The organism is Flavobacterium facile, from assembly GCF_036321945.1.
Classification (GTDB): Bacteria; Bacteroidota; Bacteroidia; order Flavobacteriales; family Flavobacteriaceae; genus Flavobacterium; species Flavobacterium facile.
In genome coordinates, this window is record NZ_JAZAYT010000029.1 from 42,529 (window position 1) to 59,064 (window position 16,536).

Below are 16,536 nucleotides of genomic sequence, written 5' to 3' on the forward strand. Positions count from 1 at the left end.
AGATAAAAAACATGTTATAGAAATAAAAAAACCTCTAACTTTCGCTAGAGGTTTGGTGTTAATTTCGTAAATAATTAGTTTATAATTAGTTTTTGAACAATTCCTTCGCTAGTTTTTACTAAGTAAATTCCTTTTGAAAGTTTACTTGTATTAATTGTTAAAGCTTCTTTTTCTCCGCTTATTTTCTTACCTGAAATATCAAATAATTCGTAATCGGCAACTCTATTGAAATATACGATTCCGTTTTCAGATGGATTTGGAAAAATAGCAAATGTTTTAACTTCTGTATTAAAATGTGAAGCTGATAATAGATTGGCATCCACTTCAAAAACGGTAATAGTTCCACTGATTTCATTCGCCACTAAAACATAACCTTTTCCATTTGGACTATTTTCAGGTTTAATGTAAGTAATTCCTTCTGGACCGTTATCTCCTGAATATGCAGAAGTACTTCTACTGTTTTTATAATCTACGAAAGTTACATTGTTTGGATCTGTAATGTTATAAACCATAACTCCACCTACTCTTTCTAATGAAATAAAAGCAAAAGTTTCCGTTCCAATTTGAGCAACAGTTACACCTTCTGGTTCTGGACCTTTAGCACGACTTCTTCCTTTTGAAATATTATCACTGTGATCTGCATTGTAAATTGAAGCTAAATTAGCTGCTGTATATCTTTCAAAATCGTCTCCACTATCAAATACAATTTGTTTGGTTGTGGTATTAAAGATTGAAAAGGAACGCGAACCAACTGCATTAATCGTTTCGAAATCTGCATCAACATCTGTATTTCCACTTAAGTTAGAAACTCTAAAACGTCCCATATTGTATGATTGTTTTAATACTGAAGCATTTGGATAAATAGCTGGATCTAAAGTATAAGCTGCTGCTCCAACTGTAGTTCTTTCAACAAAACCAGTATATTCTTTTTCATCTCCTTCATTAGCTGTAACTAAATAAGTTGTTCCACCGATTGTATAATTTGCAACGGCATCAGGCATATAAAACGCTTTAATAGGCCAGTTTGCGATTAACACTTGTCCGTTATTATCTGAAATATCCATTCCATTTCCTGGAAGACTCACATCTTTTGTTCCTAAAGCCCAAATATCTGTAAAAGTTGTAGTTGCTAAATTTATTTCAGCAATTGCATTATTTTCTTGAAGTGTCACCCATGCTTTTTGAGAATCAGCACTTATGGTAATGTATTCTGGTTCAAAATCTTGAGATAAAGTACTTGTCGCTTTTAATTTTCTGACACCTGAAGCAATTAAAGAAACTTCTTGTGAATTATAAGCCGTAAACAATAAAGTTGTAACGTTAGCTTGCGATAAAGTCGGAATTCCGCCAGAAATATCAATTACACTTACAGAACCTTCAGGATCAATTGAATAATTAGCATTTGGTTGCCCTTCGTTGGCTGTCATTACTTTTGTTCCATCTGGAGAAAACGTAATCATATCTGGTAAAGCACCCACTGTAACTTGTTTTAAAAATACTCCATTCGTATCGAAAAACACAACCGAACCATTTAAACTTTCATCCGTATTTGGTGATGCAACAGCCACAATTCCGTTTTTAACCGCTACTGAAGTCACGCCTCCATAACTATTCATGTCAATAGAAGTTACAACTGTTGGAGCTGCTGGATTTGAAAAATTAATAATGTCTAAAAACCCTGCAACAGCACTTGTTGTGAATAAACGTTGCGATGCTGGATCGTGAACTACGATTTCACAAGTACTTGTACTAGCACCTGATGGATCAAAACTTCCAATATAATTTAATTCAATTTCTTGTGAAGGAATTGGCGCTACATTATCGTTATCAATAATATAAATCGTTGCAAATGAATTTCCAGAAATGGTAACTCCAACTGGATTCTCTAAACTTAAAACAAAGTATTCTGCTTGTTGTTCAATTAAAGCATCATCTACTATTGGAATAGTAATAGTTTGAGTTAATGTACTTGAACTTGTAAAATTTAATGTTTGGGTAGTTAAAACAATATCACTAAAATCAGCCGTACTAAAAGGACTTGATTTCACCACTAAATCCACAGAAGAAGTTGCTGGACTCGTTAAATTAATCACAAAAGAAAGTGTTGCTCCTTCATTAGTTTTAATAAAATTAGAAGCGAAAGCAACACTTGGATTTCCTGTTGTAAATGTTGCTGATTGTGTTGTTGAAACTGCATTATTACTTAAATCTTCTATTGTATTTGGTAATAAAGCCACATAATATTGTTGACCGTTATTTAAAATCGAAGCAGGAATTATTGTAATCACATTTCCAGTAATCGTAGCATCAAAAGGAACAATTGCTCCTGAAGCATTATTCAATCGTAATTCTACTAAAGCATCAACATTCGTATTTGTTATGGCATTATCGTCAACTAAACGAATGGCTTCATTGAAACTAATAGTTGGATTTATTGTTGTCGCCACATTTGTTGCCGCATTTACTGGTAAAATTGTAGTAATTGGTGCTGTTGTATCTCCACCACCAGTTGTATTTCCTTCCAAAGTAAAGTTATCAAAACGATTGTTTCCAACTGTTCCACCAGCTCCTTGTGAAAATTCTACTTTTAGTTTAAAATTGGCGTTATTATTTGCGCCAGAAATTGCAGTAAAATCTAAAGTTGCTAAAGCTGGATCTCCATTATTTGGAGTTATTGTTGTAAAAGGAACATAAGTTGTTCCATCTAAAGAATACGACCAAGATTGTGTTCCAGCTCCAGAACCTGAACGACGAGTTGCAAATTTCACCACTATATTTTCATAACCTGAAGTTGGTAAAGCAAACTCTAAAGCGCCACCAATGGGATCATTAAAACGTAAATGAGTTCCAGAAACATCACTGTTTTTGGCATTTAGATTTAAAAGATTAAAGTTTTGACCTGTTCCACCAGCAAAATCTATCGTACTAATTCCACCTGCAATTGCAACTAAATTAGCACCACCAACAGTTTGAGAAGGAGTTGTGATTGTTGCCACTGAAGCATTGTTGTTAAAGTTCCAATAATGAACTAAATTTTGTCCCCAAGAAAAAGACGTTACCATTACTAAACACAGTAATAATTGATTTTTTGTTAGATAATTTTTCGACATTGTTATGTAGTTTTTTAATTGCTACAAAATTCACTGTCGAACATTAAAATAGTATCATTCTAAAAACAAAAAAATGTAAAATTCTATGTGTTTATCTATATATAACATTATTAATTTGGTTTGTTTTGACAAGAAACTAGTCTGTTTTATTACCAAAAGATTAATTAAATGTTTTTTAGTTTCTAATTTTCTGAACAAATTCACCAATTTTATCAATAGCATTATTTGTTATAAATTTTATAAACGCACTTCCAATAATTGCCCCTTTTTGATAAGAAGTTGCTTGCTCAAAAGTTTCCTTATTATTAATTCCAAATCCGATAATTTGTAGATTTTTTAAATTTAGATTCGAAATGCGTTCAAAATAGTTCATTTGTTCCGTTCCAAAACCAGATTGACTTCCAGTAACCGCAGCTGAACTCACCATATAAATAAAACTATCAGATACCGAATCGATTTGTAAAATGCGTTCGTTTGAAGTTTGAGGTGTGATTAAAAACACATTTTTTAAGTTATATTTTTCGAAAATAGCTTGATATTCCGAAAGATATTCTTCTAAAGGCAAATCCGGAATAATTAAACCATCAATACCAACTTCATTACATTGTTGGCAGAAATTTTCCACTCCAAATTGCATCATAGGATTAAAATACCCCATAATTATCAAAGGAATTTCTACAGTTTTACGAATATCTTTCAACTGTTCGAAAAGCAATTTAGTTGTCATTCCATTTTCAATAGCTTGAGTAGAACTTTCCTGAATAGTTGGTCCGTCTGCCAAAGGATCTGAAAAAGGCAAACCAATTTCTATCATATCTACGCCACTTTTTTCCAATTCTTGAATAATTGAAACCGTGTCATTTAAATTTGGATATCCTGCTGTAAAATAAATAGAAAGTAATTTTTTGTTTTCCTGTAATTTTTGATTGATTCTATTCATATTTTCTAGAAATTAAAATAATTAATGTATGTATTCAAATCTTTATCGCCACGACCAGATAAATTAATCACCACAATATCTGTTGGTTTGAATTGTTTTTTATCTAAAACAGCAAAAGCATGAGCGGTTTCAATAGCTGGAATAATACCTTCCATTTTAGAAATTTCTAATCCAGAATTCATGGCATCTTCATCTGTAATAGCAATGAATTCGGCACGACCAGTATCATTCAAATGTGCATGAAGCGGTCCAACTCCTGGATAATCTAAACCTGCAGAAATAGAATAAGGCTCAGTAATTTGTCCGTCTTCTGTTTGCATTAATAAAGTGCGACTTCCGTGAATAATTCCAATTTTTCCTAAAACAGATGTCGCAGCACTTTCTCCAGAATCTACGCCATGTCCAGCTGCTTCAACAGCAATTAAACCAACTAGTTTGTCATCTAAAAATTCGTAAAAAGCACCAGCAGCATTACTTCCACCTCCAACACAAGCAATCACATAATTTGGATATTCTGTGCCTTCTTGCGTTAATAATTGCGATTTAATTTCCTTTGAAATAATACTTTGAAATTTCGCTACCATGTCTGGATAAGGATGTGGCCCAACTACTGATCCAATGATATAAAACGTATCCGTTGGGTTGTTGATCCAATCTCGAATGGCTTCATTTGTAGCGTCTTTTAAGGTTTTTGAACCTGAAGTTGCCGGACGAACTTCTGCGCCAAGCATTTTCATTCGTGCTACATTTGGTGCTTGACGTTCAATGTCAACTTCTCCCATATAAACGATACATTCCATACCCATTAAAGCACAAACCGTTGCGGTTGCTACACCATGTTGCCCTGCTCCTGTTTCAGCTATAATTCGAGTTTTCCCTAAACGTTTAGCTAAGATAATTTGACCAACAGTATTGTTGACTTTATGTGCACCAGTATGACATAAATCTTCTCTTTTTAAGTAGATTTTGGTATTGTATTTTTCCGACAATCGCTTCGCAAAATACAAAGGAGTTGGTCGACCCACATATTGCTCTAACAAATACATATACTCTTCTTGAAAGCTTGGTTCTGCAATGATTGATAGATATTGAGTACGTAATTCTTCTACATTTGGATATAACATTTCTGGGATAAATGCACCACCAAATTTTCCGTAAAATCCTTTTTCTGAAACTTTAAACTGACTCATATAGTTGTGTTTTAAATTGTTGTAATTGTTCTTTGTTTTTTAATCCAGGTTCTACTTCAAATTGACTGTTTACATCTAATGCAAAACAATATTTTGAAGCTGGTGTTTTTAAAAATGCTGCAATAGTTGAAATGTCTTCTATTCCAATGCCACCACTTAAGAAATAAGGTTTTTCTAAATGATAGTTGTCTAAAATTTGCCAATTGAATTTCGTTCCGTTTCCGCCAGGTAATTTTCCTTTCGTATCGAATAAAAAATAATCAACGATTTGGAAATTAGTAAGGCGTTGAAAATCAAAAGAATCATCAACTGAAAAAGCCTTTATTATTTTTGTATTTAACTGATTGTGATTAAGTTGATTTATTAATTCTAAACAATAACTTTCAGTTTCATTTCCATGTAATTGAATGTAATTTAAATGGTGCTTTTGAATGATTTGAATGATTTTATCTTGTCTTTCATTCACAAAAACCCCCACTTTTTTTATAGAATCTGGTAACGAAACAATTGAATTTTCTGTATAATTTCTAGCCGAATTTTCATAGAAAATAAAGCCTAAAAAATCAGGTTGCAAAAGAGCTATTTCCTGAATGTTTTCTGGAAATTTCATGCCACATATTTTTAGTTTAACTTTCATTTTTTTAATTTTAATTTTTGAAACACATAGGGTCATAGAATTTAATTCAAATAATAGACGCTTCGCTCAAAAAAGTGAACATAGATTTTCGTTTTGAACACAGGTTGGAGAAATTTCTAAAAATTTATATAATCTCTTTAATCTGGGTCGTTTTACTTTTATTATAACTGTTTGATAAATTCACTCACAGCAAAACCAGCGTTATCCGTTTTCATAAAGTTTTCTCCAATTAAAAATCCTTGATAACCAAATTGTTGTAACTCTTTAACCGCTTCAACATTGGAAATACCACTTTCTGATATTTTTACAAATTCATTCGGAATTAAACTAGCTAACTCTTTACTATACGATAAACTCACCTCAAAAGTTTTTAAATCTCGGTTATTTACACCAATCATATTTAAACTTGGCATAATCGCTTTTTGCAATTCTTCTTCATTATGCACTTCCAACAAAACTTCTAAACCTAAAGATTGCGCAAATTCAGATAAATATTTAATTTCTTGACGCGTTAAAATGGCTGCTATTAAGAGAATTACATCTGCTCCATGTGCTTTGGCTTCAATTAATTGGTATTCGTCAATGATAAATTCTTTTCGCAATAAAGGAATGGTTACTGAAGCTCTCGCCAACAATAAATCGTCTAAACTTCCACCAAAATATTTCATATCTGTCAACACTGAAATTCCACAAACACCAGCATTTTGATAGCCTTTTACAACTTCTTCAACTGTAAAAGAAGAGTTTATGGTTTGCTTAGATGGCGATTTTCGTTTGTGTTCCGCAATAATTCCAGAAGAAGAATTTTGCAATAATTTACTTAACGAATGGGTTCTAGAATTAAATAAAACCGAATTTTCTAATTGAGAAACAGGAATGATTGATTTTTTCAATTCCACTTCTCGCCTTTTGTCTTCAATAATTTTTTCTAAAATATCCATTAGTTGCTTAATTTTATAAGTGTATTTAATTTTAAAAGTGCCATTTTACTAAATAAACTTTCTTTTGCTTTCTCTAAAGAATCAGCATAGCTTAATTCAGAAATCGTTTGAATGGCTAAAGCTGAGTTGACTAAAACCACATTATTTTGTGCATCTGAACCCTCACCATTTAAAATTTTATGAAATATTTTGGCTGAATCTTCAACTGTATCTCCACCTTTAATTTCAGACAATTGAATGGTATCAAAAAGAAAATCAGCAGGTGAATTGATGGTTTCTGTTGTATTCGTAATAATTTTTACTTTATCAGTTAATGAAACTTCGTCAAAACCTTCTAATCCGTGAAGAATAGCATATTTTGTAACTGTTTTTTGATATAGATAGGCATACATTCGGGCCAATTCTAAACTAAAAACTCCCACCATTTGAAACTTTGGAAACGATGGATTCACCATTGGACCGAGCATGTTAAAAAACGTTTTTACACCTAATTCCTTTCTAATTGGTCCAACATTTTTCATGGCTGGATGAAATAAAGGCGCATGTAAAATCGCAATATTAGCTTCTTCTATACATCTACTTAAAACTTCTTGATCATTTGTAAATTTCACGCCCATTTGTTCCATCACATTACTCGATCCAGAAATGGAAGAAACGCCATAATTCCCATGTTTTGCAACCTTGTAACCAGCTCCTGCAACAATAAAAGAAGACAAAGTTGAAATATTAAACGTGTCTTTTCCATCACCACCTGTTCCGCATAAATCGATGGTGTCATACGCTGAAAAATCAACTGGAATACACAATTCTAGCAAAGCTTCGCGAAAACCTGAAAGTTCTTCAATAGTAATATTTCGCATCATATAAACCGTTAAAAATGCTGCAATTTGATGTGAATTACAATTTCCGTTAGAGATTTCTATTAATGTCGATTTAGCTTCCTGTTTGGAAAGTATTTCGTGGTTTATTAATCTATTTATTATATTTTTCATGATCTTTAGGTATAAATCGTCCTACTTGATTCTTTTTACTTTTTACTTGGCTCTTTAATGACTAAGCCAATTTTCCAAGATTTTTTTTCCATGAGGCGTTAAGACACTTTCTGGATGATATTGCACACCTCGAACATCGTAAACACTATGTTTTACTGACATAATTTGTCCGTTTGCATCCGTTGATGTGATGATTAAATTTTGAGGAAAATTCTCGTTGGAAATCACCCAAGAATGATAGCGTCCTACTTCCATTTCATTAGGTAAATTATTGAAAATGAAATCGTCTTCTGTTTTAGAAACTTTTGTAGCTACGCCGTGATATACTTTTTCTAAATTAGTAAGTGTTCCTCCGAAAACTTCGCCAATTGCTTGTAAACCTAAACAAACTCCAAAAATACTTTTTGTTTTGGCATAGGTTTTAATTACCTCTTTTAGTAAACCTGCTTCATCAGGAATTCCTGGTCCTGGCGACAATAGTATTTTTTCAAAAGGCTCTAATTCTTTTAGCTCAAATTCATCGTTTCTAAAAACAGTCACTTCTGCTCCTAAATCGTCTAAATAGTGTACTAAATTGTATGTAAAACTATCGTAATTATCTATAACTGCTATTTTCATATTTTTTTTATTTATTGACAAATTGACAAATTGACAAATTGGCTAATTGAGAATTAAATAGTTTCAGCTAAATCTAAAGCTTTTTGCAAAGCACTTAACTTATTATATACTTCTTGTGTTTCGTTTTCTTCTGTGGAACTTTCTACAATTCCGGCACCAGCTTGAAAATACAATTTATGATTTTTACTTAAAAAGGAACGAATCATAATTGCGTGATTGAAATTTCCATTAAAATCCATAAAACCAATTGCACCTCCGTAAAAACTTCTGTTCGTTTGTTCTATTTCTTCAATTAACTCCATGGCTTTTACTTTTGGCGCTCCAGTTAAAGTTCCAGCGGGAAATGTATTGGCTACTAAATTCATAAAATTATTAGAATTTTTCAATTTCCCAGTCACTTTTGAAACCAAATGAATCACGTGAGAAAAAAACTGAACTTCTTTATATTTTTCGACTTTTACTTCGTTACAATTTCTACTCAAATCGTTTCTAGCTAAATCAACTAACATGACGTGTTCGCTATTTTCTTTGGCATCTTCTGTAAGTTTTTTGGCTAATTGTGCGTCTTCTTCGTCGTTACCAGTTCTTTTAAAAGTTCCAGCTATTGGATGAATCTCAGCTACATTTTCTTTTATAATAATCTGTGCTTCTGGCGATGATCCAAAAATTTTATAATTTCCATAATCGAAATAAAACAAATACGGCGACGGGTTTATACTTCTTAAAGCTCTGTAAACATTAAATTCATCACCTTTAAACTCTTGCGAAAAGCGTCTTGATAACACCAATTGAAAAACATCGCCACGCAAACAATGTTTCTTAGCTAAAGTTACGTTTCTTTTAAATTCTTCATCTGTTAAATTCGAAACCACTTCATTTTCCTTTTTAAAACTAAACGAAGCAAAACTTTTGTTTTGTAATACTTGTTCAATTTCGGCGATATTGTTTACATCATCATAAGAATGACAAAAAATATACGCTTCGTTATTAAAATGATTTATAGCAATAATATTTTGATAAACAGCATATTGTATTAATGGAATTTCGTTTTCTGGAGACTTTTCTTTAATATTTATTTTCTCGAAATATTGAATCGCATCATATGAAATATAACCAAAAAGACCATTATTGATAAACTTAAAAGATTCCGATTCGGTTATAAATTGCTGAGAAAATTGAGCTAATTCATCCACTACATTTTTGTTTTGAATGTCTGTTTTTACGATTGAATTATCCGGATATTGTTTCGTTATCACATTGTTTTCGATACTGAAATTAGCAATTGGATTGAAACAAATGAAAGAAAAACTGTTGTCATTGGCATGATAGTCAGAGCTTTCTAATAATAGACTATTTGGGAATTTATCTCTAATTTTCAAATAAACACTAACTGGCGTAAACGTATCAGCTAGCAGTTTTTTAGAATTGGTATGTAAAGTATATGTTTTCATTGTTTTTTGTTGAGTTTAGAAAATAAAAAAAGGCTTGTCGTGAATGACAAGCCTTTTTTAAATGTATAATTTAATACAATAGAGGATTTGCTCACGACGTAAGTTGTAAGTTATTCCACCACCAAGTATTTTGAATTCTGTTCTTCATATTGGGTACAAATTTATATAGTTGTATTTTAATTACCAAATTAAATTTGAATTATTTATTTTTGATGCAGATTTAAATTCGAGAAATGATGAATATAGGAGATGTTGTACAAGTGCTAGATGATAATTTAGAAGGCAAAGTAATTGGTTTTGAGACAGATAACAGAGTAATTGTAGAAACAACTGATGGTTTTGAATTAATTTATTATAAAAAAGAACTGATTCAAATTGCTTCAGATGCGCCGAAAATAAACTTTGGAGCCAATTTATCTCAGGTTTTAGCCGAAAAAGAAATTCCAAAAAAGAAAGGTTCTGTTTTAAGTAAATTGAGTAAAAAAGACCCAATGGTTTTTGAAGTCGATTTGCATTTGGAAAAAATAATTACAGGAAGAAATCAGAATTTAACAAACTTCGATAAACTGAACATTCAACTTGAAGAAGCCAAACGTGCTATGGATTTTGCTATTTCTAAGCGATACAATCGTGTAGTATTAATTCACGGAGTTGGTGATGGAGTTTTAAAAAGCGAATTAGAATATTTATTAAAACGCTACGAAAACATTGTGATACAAGAAGCAAGCTACGGAAAATATGGACTTGGAGCTATGGAAGTTTACATCAAACAAAAATAAAATAAATGAAAAATATATATTTAGATAACGCCGCAACCACACCTTTACGCCCAGAAGTTATTCATACGATGGTTGATGTTTTGCAACACGATTTTGGAAATCCGTCATCAACGCATAGTTTTGGAAGAAGTTCGAAATCTATTTTAGAAACATCAAGAAAAACTATAGCTAAGCATTTAAATTGCTCTGCTCAAGAAATTATTTTTACCGCAAATGCAACAGAAGGAACCAATTGGATTTTACGTGAAATGGTTAAAAATAATGGAATTAAAAAAATTATAACTAGTAAAATTGAACATCACGCGACTTTATACACCGTTTTAAATCTGCAAAAAGAATTTGGAATTGAAGTAGAGTATATCAATGTTTTTCCAAATGGAAATTTAGATTTATTTGATTTTGAAAGAAAATTGAATGATGAAATTCCAACATTAGTGACTTTAATGCACGTGAATAATGAAATTGGAACTGTTTTAGATTTAAATAGAGTTACTGCTATTTGTCAAAAATACAAAGCAATTTTTCATTGTGATACGGTGCAATCTATTGGAAAAGTGAAGATTGATTTGCAAGAAACGCCTTTAGATTTTTTAGTAGCAAGTGCGCATAAATTCCACGGTCCGAAAGGGATTGGTTTTGCTTTTATTCGAAAAAACAGAATTATGCAACCTATGTTATTTGGTGGTGAACAAGAAAAAGGATTACGTGCCGGAACGGAAGCAATTCACCAAATTGCAGGAATGTCAAAAGCTTTTGATTTATCTAACGAACATTTGGTTGAAGAAACAGAATATATTGCAGAATTAAAAGAATATTGTATTTCGAAATTACAAGCAAATTTTGACGGAATTATTATAAATGGAGAAAATACATTTTATAATATTCTAAATGTTTTATTACCATTTTCTGAAGAAAAAACAGCTATGATTTTATTCAATTTAGATATGAAAGGAATTGCAGTTTCTAGAGGAAGTGCTTGTCAAAGTGGAAGCATAAAGCCGTCGCACGTTTTAGCTGAGTTTTTATCTGAAGATAATATTAAGAAACCTTCGTTAAGAATTTCGTTTAGTCATTTCAATACTAAAGAAGAAATTGATGTTTTTATTGAAAGTTTGAAAACAATTTAAACAAAAAAGAGGCTGTCTAAAAAGTCTCGAAAACCTTATTCTGAAGTAAATCCAGAATTTTTAACCGTTGGTTTTCCTATTAATTAGACAGCCCTATTTTAATATATAAAGTTACGAATTATTTTTTAGACCACAATTCGATACTATCTTTATTTTGTTTGATATAATCTTCATTTTTATCAGCAGTTGCTCCTGCTAAAGATAATTTTGCACTTTCAATAGCACCTTTTTTATCACCTAATTTAAACTGAATTAGCGATTTCAATCTATAGTACCAATATGGAACTTTTTCACCAGATAATGCAATACCTTGATTAATCCAAATTAAAGCTTTGTTTAAGTCGGTATTTGATTGATAATAGTATTGAGAAGATGTATAATATTCATTTGCTGAAGGTCCATTCATGACATCTTCAATCGTTTTTAAAACTATTTTTTGAGTTGGGACATCAATCTTAACAGAAACCAAAGTTTTTTCCCAAGATAATTCTAAATTAGCCGCTTCAGTTGTCACATTATTAAATGAAATGGTAAAAGTTTCCACTAATCTGTTTAAACTTTCTGGTTTTGCAGAAGTTTTTAAGGCAATTTTCTCCTCACTCCACTCTTCTGGTAAGCCCCAATTGTGAATGTCTTTATAAAAAATAATATCCCAGGCGTCTGCTTTTGGAGTAGTATATAAAGCATATGTTCCTTGAGCTAATGGTTTTCCATCAATCTTTACATCTTGAGAAAAAGTTATTGTTGTATTTTCATTTGCTCCTGTTCTCCAATTTTTCCCATAAGGAACTAATTCTCCATAAACGGCTCTTCCTTTTGCACTTGGTCTGTGATAATCTACTTCAATTTTTGTTAACCCAACAGTCTGATCAACTTTTGAAATTGGACTCGCTTGTGGCATTGAAATTTGTGCTGATGAAATTCCAGTCATTAATAATAAACTAAAAGCAATGAATTTTTTCATAAGTAAAAATATTTTTTTGCTAATTTAAGGTAATTAATATTTATAGAAAGTTAATAAAATTATAAAATAATTTATTTTGTTTAATTTTTTATAATAAAGATTAAACAATCGTATATTTGCAATTCTAAAACTAAAATAAAATTATGAAAATATACAGATTAGAATCGAAACAAAATTTACCAATTTCAAAAGAAAAAGCTTGGAAATTTTTATCTAGCCCAAGAAATTTAAAAACAATTACTCCAGAATATATGAGTTTTGATATTTTAAGTGGCGCAGACCGACCAATGTTTGCTGGACAAATAATACAATACATTGTTACGCCAGTATTAGGGATTAAAACTAAATGGGTTACTGAAATTACTCATGTTGTTGAAGGTGAATACTTTGTGGATGAACAACGTTTTGGACCTTATGCTTTATGGCATCACAAGCATTTCATCAAGGAAATTCCTGGTGGAGTTGAAATGGAAGATAGTATTGATTATAAAGTTCCAATGGGAGTTTTAGGACAATTAGTTCATCCATTTATTGTGAAACCAAAATTAAATGAGATATTTGAATACAGAAGAAAAAAATTAATTGAACTTTTTGGAGAAATTAAATAAGATGACTGTTTTTTGGTTTAGAAGAGATTTACGTTTAGAAGATAATACCGCTTTATTTCACGCTTTGCAGGATAATGAAGCTGTTTTGCCAATATTTATTTTTGATGAAAGCATATTGCAATATTTAGAAAATAATGACGCAAGAGTTTCTTTTATTCACAATCAGTTAGATAAAATAAATAACGAATTAGCTAAAATTAATAAGTCATTAGCAGTTTTTTATGGAAAACCGATTGATATTTTTGAAAAGTTACTTACTGAAAATAAAATCACTTCGGTTTATACCAATCACGATTATGAACCTTATGCTAGAAAAAGAGATGTTGAATTAAATGACTTATTCAAAAAACACAAAATTGAATTTAAAACATGTAAAGATCAAGTAATTTTTGAGAAATCGGAAATTACTAAAGACGATGGTTTGCCTTATGTGGTTTATACACCTTATTCTAATAAATGGAAAGCGAAATTAAAAGAAACTAAATTAGTTAATTATCCTTCTGAAACACTATTAGATAAAATTACACCACACGCCTACCCTTTTTTATCATTGAATGAAATCGGTTTCGAAAAAACAACTATTCCATTACCAGAATACAATATTTCAGAAAAATTAGTTTCTGAATATGAAGCTACAAGAAATTTCCCAGCTTTAAAAAACGGAACTTCTTTAATTGGTATTCATTTACGATTTGGTACAATAAGTATTCGAAAATTAGTACAATATGCGGTTAAATTTCAAAATGAAACCTATTTAAAAGAATTAATTTGGAGAGAATTTTTCATGCAAATTCTATGGCATTTTCCACACACTAAAACGCAAAGTTTCAAACCCAAATATGATCAAATAAAATGGGTGAATGATGAAGTTTTATTTCAAAAATGGTGTGAAGGAAAAACAGGTTATCCAATGGTAGATGCTGGAATGAGAGAATTAAATACGACTGGACACATGCATAATCGCGTGAGAATGGTGGTTGCGAGTTTTTTATGCAAACATTTATTAATCGATTGGCGTTGGGGCGAAACCTATTTTGCTTCAAAATTATTAGATTACGAACAAGCTAGTAATGTCGGAAATTGGCAATGGGCTGCTGGTTCTGGAGTTGATGCAGCACCTTATTTCAGAATTTTTAATCCAACGGAACAAATTAAAAAATTTGATAAAGAATTAAAATACATCAAAAAATGGATTCCTGAATTAGAAACAGCATATTATCCAAATCCAATTGTAGATCACAAAGAAGCCAGAGAAAAATGTTTACGAGTTTATAAAGAAGCGGTTGGGTAAATATTATATTTGACAATCTTTCTTCGCTATACTTCCCCTCCTTTGGAGGGGTGCCTGAAAGGCGGGGTGGTTTTATTTTAAACCATAATTTTCAATTATAAATTTTTCTAACTCTTTCATTACATTTTCTAAATCATGTAATACTCTTAAACTAGAAATTTTATAAATTCTTAAATCTAAAGAACATAAATACAAGTCTCGTTTTTCATCGTAAATATCTTTATCATTATGACTTGAACCATCAATCTCAATTATTAATCCAAGTGTTTTAATATAGAAGTCAACAATATAATTACCAATAATTCTTTGTCTATCAAAATCAATTTTCCAAAATGTTTTTGCTCGAACTTGTTTCCAAAATACAACTTCAGGAAAATTACCAGCTTTTCTTAATTTTTTGGCCCTTTCTTTAAGTTTTATATTGAAAGGCAAATCTTCAATAAAATTTCTTTGAATTGGAATATCTTGAATGTAAGTTAAAATTTCAGCCATATTTATACAACATTTTAACCACCCCACCCTACGGGCACCCCTCCAAAGGAGGGGAATTGAAACGAGGTAAGTTTGTGTTTAGTTATCCCAACACATTCTCTATATCCAATTCTTCAAATCTGTCAATTACGATATTGGCTAAACTATAGTCTTGTTTCTTTGTATTTACGCTTTTATATCCAACGCAAAATACTCCAGAAGCATGTGCTGCTTTAATTCCGTTCGTACTATCTTCAATGATAATGCAATTTTCTTTTGGTGTATTTGATAATCGTACGGCTTCAATAAAAATAGCTGGATTGGGTTTCGATTGTGGGAAATCTTCACCAGAAACAATATGAGAAAAATATTGATTCAAATTAAATCTATTAAAAACTCTTTCAATCGTTACTTTAGAAGCGGAAGAAGCTAAAACCATTTGAATACCTCTAAGGTGTAAAATTTTAATTAAATCTTCTACGCCTTCTAATAAAAATAAATCTTCTTTCGTATCAAAAGCTTCATTAAAAATAGTTCTTTTTCGTTGTACTAAAGTCTCTGTATCTGTAGTGATTCCGAAATTATCTTTAATTTTTTGAAAAACATTTTTAGTAGAATTTCCTGTAAAAGTAGAAAACATTTCTGCCGTAACTTCAATATTCAATTCTTTAAAATGTTGAAAATAAGCATAATGATGAACAGGTTCAGTATCCACAATTACACCATCCATATCAAAAATAACCGTTTGTAGCATGATTTAAATTTTTTGCGAATTTAAAAAAATTACTTCGTAATTAAACCTTTTTGTATAACTTTAGTCAAATAATAAAATCCGTTGTAATTTTGCAAGAAGAGAAACTATTTATAGAAGCTTTAATTAACCCGAAAACGCAAAATAGTGCGTTTAAGCAATTGGTACAACAATTTCAGAAACCCTTGTATTTTCACATTAGAAATATTGTTTTAAATCATGATGATGCTGATGATGTGCTACAAAATACGTTTATTAAAGTTTTTTCGAATATTAAAAATTTTAAAGGAGAAAGTAAATTGTTTTCTTGGATTTACAGAATTGCCACAAACGAATCGTTGACTTTTATTGAACAACGCGCCAAAAAACAAGGGATTTCTAATGAAGAAGTGCAACAAAAAGCCATTATGAATTTAGAATCAGATGTGTATTTTGAAGGAAATGAAATTCAATTGAAATTACAAAAAGCGATTGCAATTTTACCTGAAAAACAACAACTTGTGTTTAAAATGAAGTATTTTGAAGAAATGAAATATGAAAAAATGAGTGAAATTCTTGATATATCTGTTGGCGGATTAAAAGCAAATTATCACCACGCGGTAAAAAAAATTGAAGAATATTTAAAAACGAATTAAACCTTTTATGAATTAAATGGTCTAATAGGTA

The 16,536-nt window shown here is 30.8% G+C and carries 16 protein-coding genes; 5 read left to right on the plus strand and 11 right to left on the minus strand.

From position 1 onward, the window contains the following. Positions 1–74 precede the first annotated feature (74 nt). From UEQ13_RS04100 to UEQ13_RS04135, 8 genes are all read right to left on the minus strand, one after another. Positions 75–3,110 (minus strand): choice-of-anchor I family protein, encoded by a 3,036-nt coding sequence (locus UEQ13_RS04100; RefSeq protein WP_329805105.1) that lies wholly within the window; start codon positions 3,108–3,110, stop codon positions 75–77. Between the two features lie 175 nt (positions 3,111–3,285). Beyond that, the gene (gene trpA / locus UEQ13_RS04105; RefSeq protein ID WP_329805106.1) at positions 3,286–4,050 is read right to left on the minus strand and encodes a tryptophan synthase subunit alpha; all 765 of its coding nucleotides are present in this window, start codon (positions 4,048–4,050) and stop codon (positions 3,286–3,288) included. Between the two features lie 5 nt (positions 4,051–4,055). Then, positions 4,056–5,240, minus strand: coding sequence for a tryptophan synthase subunit beta (gene trpB / locus UEQ13_RS04110; RefSeq protein WP_329805107.1), 1,185 nt, complete (start codon positions 5,238–5,240; stop codon positions 4,056–4,058). Further along, positions 5,227–5,877: a phosphoribosylanthranilate isomerase gene (locus tag UEQ13_RS04115; protein ID WP_329805108.1), complete on the minus strand. Its 651-nt coding sequence runs from the start codon at positions 5,875–5,877 to the stop codon at positions 5,227–5,229. The genes trpB and UEQ13_RS04115 overlap by 14 nt, the downstream gene beginning before the upstream one ends. Before the next feature lie 161 nt (positions 5,878–6,038). Continuing rightward, positions 6,039–6,818, minus strand: a complete 780-nt coding sequence (gene trpC, locus UEQ13_RS04120; protein ID WP_329805109.1) for an indole-3-glycerol phosphate synthase TrpC — start codon at positions 6,816–6,818, stop codon at positions 6,039–6,041. After that, positions 6,818–7,810, minus strand: a complete 993-nt coding sequence (trpD, locus tag UEQ13_RS04125) for an anthranilate phosphoribosyltransferase (protein WP_329805110.1) — start codon at positions 7,808–7,810, stop codon at positions 6,818–6,820. Before trpD ends, trpC begins: the two co-directional genes overlap by 1 nt. Before the next feature lie 54 nt (positions 7,811–7,864). Further along, on the minus strand, positions 7,865–8,428 hold the full coding sequence (locus tag UEQ13_RS04130) for an anthranilate synthase component II (RefSeq protein ID WP_329805111.1): 564 nt from the start codon (positions 8,426–8,428) through the stop codon (positions 7,865–7,867). A 53-nt stretch (positions 8,429–8,481) separates the two neighbouring features. Continuing rightward, positions 8,482–9,879 (minus strand): anthranilate synthase component I family protein, encoded by a 1,398-nt coding sequence (locus UEQ13_RS04135; protein ID WP_329805112.1) that lies wholly within the window; start codon positions 9,877–9,879, stop codon positions 8,482–8,484. Positions 9,880–10,112: 233 nt separating this feature from the next. Between UEQ13_RS04135 and UEQ13_RS04140 the strand changes: the two genes are divergently transcribed. Both UEQ13_RS04140 and UEQ13_RS04145 read left to right on the plus strand, forming a co-directional pair. After that, positions 10,113–10,658: a Smr/MutS family protein gene (locus UEQ13_RS04140; RefSeq protein ID WP_329805113.1), complete on the plus strand. Its 546-nt coding sequence runs from the start codon at positions 10,113–10,115 to the stop codon at positions 10,656–10,658. 5 nt (positions 10,659–10,663) lie between these two features. Next, entirely contained in the window at positions 10,664–11,785 is a 1,122-nt protein-coding gene (locus tag UEQ13_RS04145) for a cysteine desulfurase family protein (RefSeq protein WP_329805114.1), read from the plus strand. A 118-nt stretch (positions 11,786–11,903) separates the two neighbouring features. Here UEQ13_RS04145 and UEQ13_RS04150 read toward each other — a convergent pair whose 3' ends face one another. After that, positions 11,904–12,749 (minus strand): DUF2911 domain-containing protein, encoded by an 846-nt coding sequence (locus UEQ13_RS04150; protein ID WP_329805115.1) that lies wholly within the window; start codon positions 12,747–12,749, stop codon positions 11,904–11,906. A gap of 143 nt (positions 12,750–12,892) precedes the next feature. Here UEQ13_RS04150 and UEQ13_RS04155 point away from each other — a divergent pair, with 143 nt between their 5' ends. Continuing rightward, positions 12,893–13,357, plus strand: a complete 465-nt coding sequence (locus tag UEQ13_RS04155) for an SRPBCC family protein (protein ID WP_329805116.1) — start codon at positions 12,893–12,895, stop codon at positions 13,355–13,357. A gap of 1 nt (position 13,358) precedes the next feature. After that, positions 13,359–14,648 (plus strand): cryptochrome/photolyase family protein, encoded by a 1,290-nt coding sequence (locus UEQ13_RS04160; RefSeq protein ID WP_329805117.1) that lies wholly within the window; start codon positions 13,359–13,361, stop codon positions 14,646–14,648. A gap of 72 nt (positions 14,649–14,720) precedes the next feature. On the opposite strand, the gene UEQ13_RS04165 is transcribed toward UEQ13_RS04160, so the two are convergent. Both UEQ13_RS04165 and UEQ13_RS04170 read right to left on the minus strand, forming a co-directional pair. Continuing rightward, entirely contained in the window at positions 14,721–15,140 is a 420-nt protein-coding gene (locus UEQ13_RS04165) for an endonuclease domain-containing protein (RefSeq protein WP_329805118.1), read from the minus strand. An 82-nt stretch (positions 15,141–15,222) separates the two neighbouring features. After that, entirely contained in the window at positions 15,223–15,873 is a 651-nt protein-coding gene (locus UEQ13_RS04170) for an HAD family hydrolase (RefSeq protein ID WP_329805119.1), read from the minus strand. Between the two features lie 89 nt (positions 15,874–15,962). Between UEQ13_RS04170 and UEQ13_RS04175 the strand changes: the two genes are divergently transcribed. Then, complete coding sequence (locus UEQ13_RS04175; RefSeq protein WP_329805120.1) at positions 15,963–16,505, plus strand: RNA polymerase sigma factor; 543 nt, start codon at positions 15,963–15,965, stop codon at positions 16,503–16,505. The last annotated feature ends 31 nt before the right edge of the window (positions 16,506–16,536 follow it).

Excerpts from the sequence above, each read along its gene's own strand:
- UEQ13_RS04100 (WP_329805105.1), bottom strand. The coding sequence starts at position 3,110 with ATGTCGAAAAATTATCTAACAAAAAATCAATTATTACTGTGTTTAGTA.
- trpA (WP_329805106.1), bottom strand. The coding sequence starts at position 4,050 with ATGAATAGAATCAATCAAAAATTACAGGAAAACAAAAAATTACTTTCT.
- trpB (WP_329805107.1), bottom strand. The coding sequence starts at position 5,240 with ATGAGTCAGTTTAAAGTTTCAGAAAAAGGATTTTACGGAAAATTTGGT.
- UEQ13_RS04115 (WP_329805108.1), bottom strand. The coding sequence starts at position 5,877 with ATGAAAGTTAAACTAAAAATATGTGGCATGAAATTTCCAGAAAACATT.
- trpC (WP_329805109.1), bottom strand. The coding sequence starts at position 6,818 with ATGGATATTTTAGAAAAAATTATTGAAGACAAAAGGCGAGAAGTGGAA.
- trpD (WP_329805110.1), bottom strand. The coding sequence starts at position 7,810 with ATGAAAAATATAATAAATAGATTAATAAACCACGAAATACTTTCCAAA.
- UEQ13_RS04130 (WP_329805111.1), bottom strand. The coding sequence starts at position 8,428 with ATGAAAATAGCAGTTATAGATAATTACGATAGTTTTACATACAATTTA.
- UEQ13_RS04135 (WP_329805112.1), bottom strand. The coding sequence starts at position 9,879 with ATGAAAACATATACTTTACATACCAATTCTAAAAAACTGCTAGCTGAT.
- UEQ13_RS04140 (WP_329805113.1), top strand. The coding sequence starts at position 10,113 with ATGATGAATATAGGAGATGTTGTACAAGTGCTAGATGATAATTTAGAA.
- UEQ13_RS04145 (WP_329805114.1), top strand. The coding sequence starts at position 10,664 with ATGAAAAATATATATTTAGATAACGCCGCAACCACACCTTTACGCCCA.
- UEQ13_RS04150 (WP_329805115.1), bottom strand. The coding sequence starts at position 12,749 with ATGAAAAAATTCATTGCTTTTAGTTTATTATTAATGACTGGAATTTCA.
- UEQ13_RS04155 (WP_329805116.1), top strand. The coding sequence starts at position 12,893 with ATGAAAATATACAGATTAGAATCGAAACAAAATTTACCAATTTCAAAA.
- UEQ13_RS04160 (WP_329805117.1), top strand. The coding sequence starts at position 13,359 with ATGACTGTTTTTTGGTTTAGAAGAGATTTACGTTTAGAAGATAATACC.
- UEQ13_RS04165 (WP_329805118.1), bottom strand. The coding sequence starts at position 15,140 with ATGGCTGAAATTTTAACTTACATTCAAGATATTCCAATTCAAAGAAAT.
- UEQ13_RS04170 (WP_329805119.1), bottom strand. The coding sequence starts at position 15,873 with ATGCTACAAACGGTTATTTTTGATATGGATGGTGTAATTGTGGATACT.